Origin of the sequence: Zhongshania aquatica (assembly GCF_027257955.1) — a bacterium.
Lineage (GTDB): Bacteria > Pseudomonadota > Gammaproteobacteria > Pseudomonadales > Spongiibacteraceae > Spongiibacter > Spongiibacter aquatica.
This window is the reverse complement of sequence record NZ_JANZNQ010000067.1, coordinates 1-2,656: the sequence shown is the minus strand read 5'-3', so window position 1 is coordinate 2,656 and position 2,656 is coordinate 1. Positions and strand designations below refer to the sequence as shown.

General features: G+C 57.6%; 4 protein-coding genes. All 4 read left to right on the top strand.

What is annotated here, in order from left to right; all coding sequences use genetic code 11:
* Positions 1-85: 85 nt before the first annotated feature.
* Genes tnpA through O9X78_RS20510 form a run of 4 tightly spaced genes read left to right on the top strand, consistent with a single transcriptional unit; the run spans position 86 to position 2,627 of the window.
* On the top strand, positions 86-367 hold the full coding sequence (gene tnpA / locus O9X78_RS20525) for an IS66 family insertion sequence element accessory protein TnpA (protein ID WP_269621552.1): 282 nt from the start codon (positions 86-88) through the stop codon (positions 365-367).
* Positions 364-708: an IS66 family insertion sequence element accessory protein TnpB gene (tnpB, locus tag O9X78_RS20520; protein ID WP_269621551.1), complete on the top strand. Its 345-nt coding sequence runs from the start codon at positions 364-366 to the stop codon at positions 706-708. Before tnpA ends, tnpB begins: the two co-directional genes overlap by 4 nt.
* 28 nt (positions 709-736) lie before the next feature.
* The gene (gene tnpC / locus O9X78_RS20515) at positions 737-2,368 is read left to right on the top strand and encodes an IS66 family transposase (protein WP_332108541.1); all 1,632 of its coding nucleotides are present in this window, start codon (positions 737-739) and stop codon (positions 2,366-2,368) included.
* Entirely contained in the window at positions 2,358-2,627 is a 270-nt protein-coding gene (locus tag O9X78_RS20510) for a hypothetical protein (protein ID WP_269621550.1), read from the top strand. Before tnpC ends, O9X78_RS20510 begins: the two co-directional genes overlap by 11 nt.
* Positions 2,628-2,656: the final 29 nt, after the last annotated feature.

Genomic DNA, 2,656 nt, shown 5'->3' with positions numbered 1-2,656 from the left:
GTAAGCGGTCATTCCAAGACGTCCTGCCCTCGCGTACAATTTTTCCCTAAAGTAACCTCATATTTTCCAAGTTGAGGTTACCCCCATGAGAAAACACCGCCGCCCAGAACAGTGGCAAAACCTAGTGGATCAACAGCGCAGCAGCGGCTTGTCAGCTGTGCAATTTTGCAAGCAGGAGGACATTGGCTATGCCAGCTTTTGCCATTGGCGCAAGCGGCTGTCCGATAACCCGATTGCCCAGTCGCCTTCGCCGGACGAGACCGACTTCTTGGATCTGTCGTCGTTGATGGAGTCCTCGGGACCGAGCTGGAATATTGTGCTGAGCTTGGGTAACGGGGTGGAGTTGCGACTGAGCCAACAAAGATGATCGGGCTCGATAGCCAGGCCCGCATCTGGCTGTGCACCGAGCCCACCGACATGCGCAAATCCTTCCGGGGCCTGAGTGCCCTAGTACGAAATCAACTTCAGCACAACCCGCTCAGCGGCCAGTACTTTGTCTTCGTTAATCGGCGCAAGACCCAAATGAAGATGCTGTACTTTACCGCTACCGGCTATTGCCTGTGGGCCAAGCGCCTAGAGCAAGGGCAGTTCCGAGTCCGGTCATCGGCGGCGGGTCAGCGGGCGCTGACCCTCACGGATTTGCAGCTGTTGATTGACGGCATCGAGGTGCAAAAAAGCCGTCAATTCAAGCGATTTCGAGGGGCGTGAACCGTTGAATCCCAGTATAATATCAGCCATGAAGTCAACGGCTTACACACCGCCTTCCGGCACGTCTTCGGCCTCGGCCCTGGCCGAGGAGAATGCCCTCCTGCGCGAACAACTGCAACTGATGCAGCGGCAGTTAGATTGGTTCAAGAAGCAGCTGTTTGGCCCCAAGTCCGAGAAGCAGGTCTACGACTTGCCGGGTCAGGATGGCCTGTTCCAGTCGGGCGAGGCGCCCCTGCCGGAGACGCCTGCTGAGGAAGAAAGGCGCACCATCAAGGCCTATCAGCGGGGCACCGGCAAGAAGCAACGAGATGACGATTGCCTCAATGACACCGGCCTACGCTTTACCGCTGATGTGCCAGTCGAAGTCGTTGAACACCTGCCACCCGAACTGACCGGGCCAGACGCCGACCAGTACGACATCATTGGCACCAAGACCACCTACCGCTTGGCCCAGCGGGCGGCCAGTTACGTGGTACTTCAACTTGAACGCCCGGTGTTCCGGCGTAAAGGCACCGAGAAGCCGGTGACCACGCCAGCCCCGGGTAATGTACTGGACAACAGCCTGGCGGATGTCAGCCTGCTGGCCGGGTTATTGGTAGACAAGTTCCAGTTCCACCTGCCGCTGTATCGCCAGCATCAGCGCCTCCAGCAAGCCGGCATTACCGTCAGTCGAAGCACCCTGACCAACCTCGTCAAGCGGGCCATTGATCTGCTCCGACCCATCGTGGACGCTCAGACTGAGAGCGTGCTGCGCAGCAAGGTTCTGGCCATGGATGAAACCCCCATCAAGGCCGGACATCAGGGTCGGGCTGGCCCGCAAAAAGGCAAGATGAAATCCGGCTGGTTCTGGCCGCTGTACGGCGATGCCGACGAAGTGGTGTTCACCTACTCAAACAGTCGTGGACGTGCTCACATCGAAGCTGTTCTCAGCGAATCGTTTAGCGGCACCCTGATCAGTGACGGCTACGCGGCCTATGCCCGCTACGCTGTCGCTCAGGAGAACGTTACCCATGCCCAGTGCTGGGTGCACAGTCGTCGTTACTTCATTGAAGCCCAGAACGAGCATCCCGAGCGTGCCACCGAAGCCCTGCAACAGATTGCCCTGCTGTATAAAACCGAAGAGGCTATCCAAGCCCAAGGATTGACGGGGGAGAAGAAACGCCAATACCGGCTGGATCACTCAAGGCCGGTGGTCAGCAACTTCTTCCAATGGTGTCGGGATCAGTTGGCGCAAGGCGGCCTGTTGCCCAGCGACTCGCTGACCAAAGCCCTGAACTACGTCCTCAGCCGCGAAGCGAGCCTGACGGTGTTCTTGGAAAACCCCGACGTGCAGCCAGACACCAACCACCTGGAACGGGCACTACGTCCCATCCCAATGGGCAAGAAAAACTGGATGTTCTGCTGGACTGAACTGGGGGCTGAACACCTGGGCATCATCCAGAGTTTGATCAGTACCTGCAAACTGCACGGGATGAATCCCTACACCTACCTGGTAGACGTGCTGCAACGCATCAGTCAGCATCCCGCCAGTGGCGTGGCGAATCTGACGCCGCGACTCTGGAAAACCCGGTTTGCCGAGAATCCGCTACGGGCGCTGATCGACCCTCGCCACCCTGACCGACAGAGCAAACAGCGGGAGGTTACTGTCCGTGCGCATTGAAGACATGAGCATCGACCAGTTGCTGGAGCTGAACCAGTACATCTGTCAGCGCATTGATGAACTGCAAGATCAAGAAAATCTACAGGCCTTGGTTCAACTGCGCGTGGGCCTGAAAGTGACCTTCGATAGTCGGACGGGGCCTGCGGTGGGCATCGTGACCAAAATCAATCGCAAGAGTGTCATCGTGTTAGCCGAAGACGGCACGAAGCAATATAAGATCTCGCCGGGTTTGCTGAGACCACTTCGGGACGTGGAGTAAGTCAACTACGTCTTGAAATGAACGCTTAC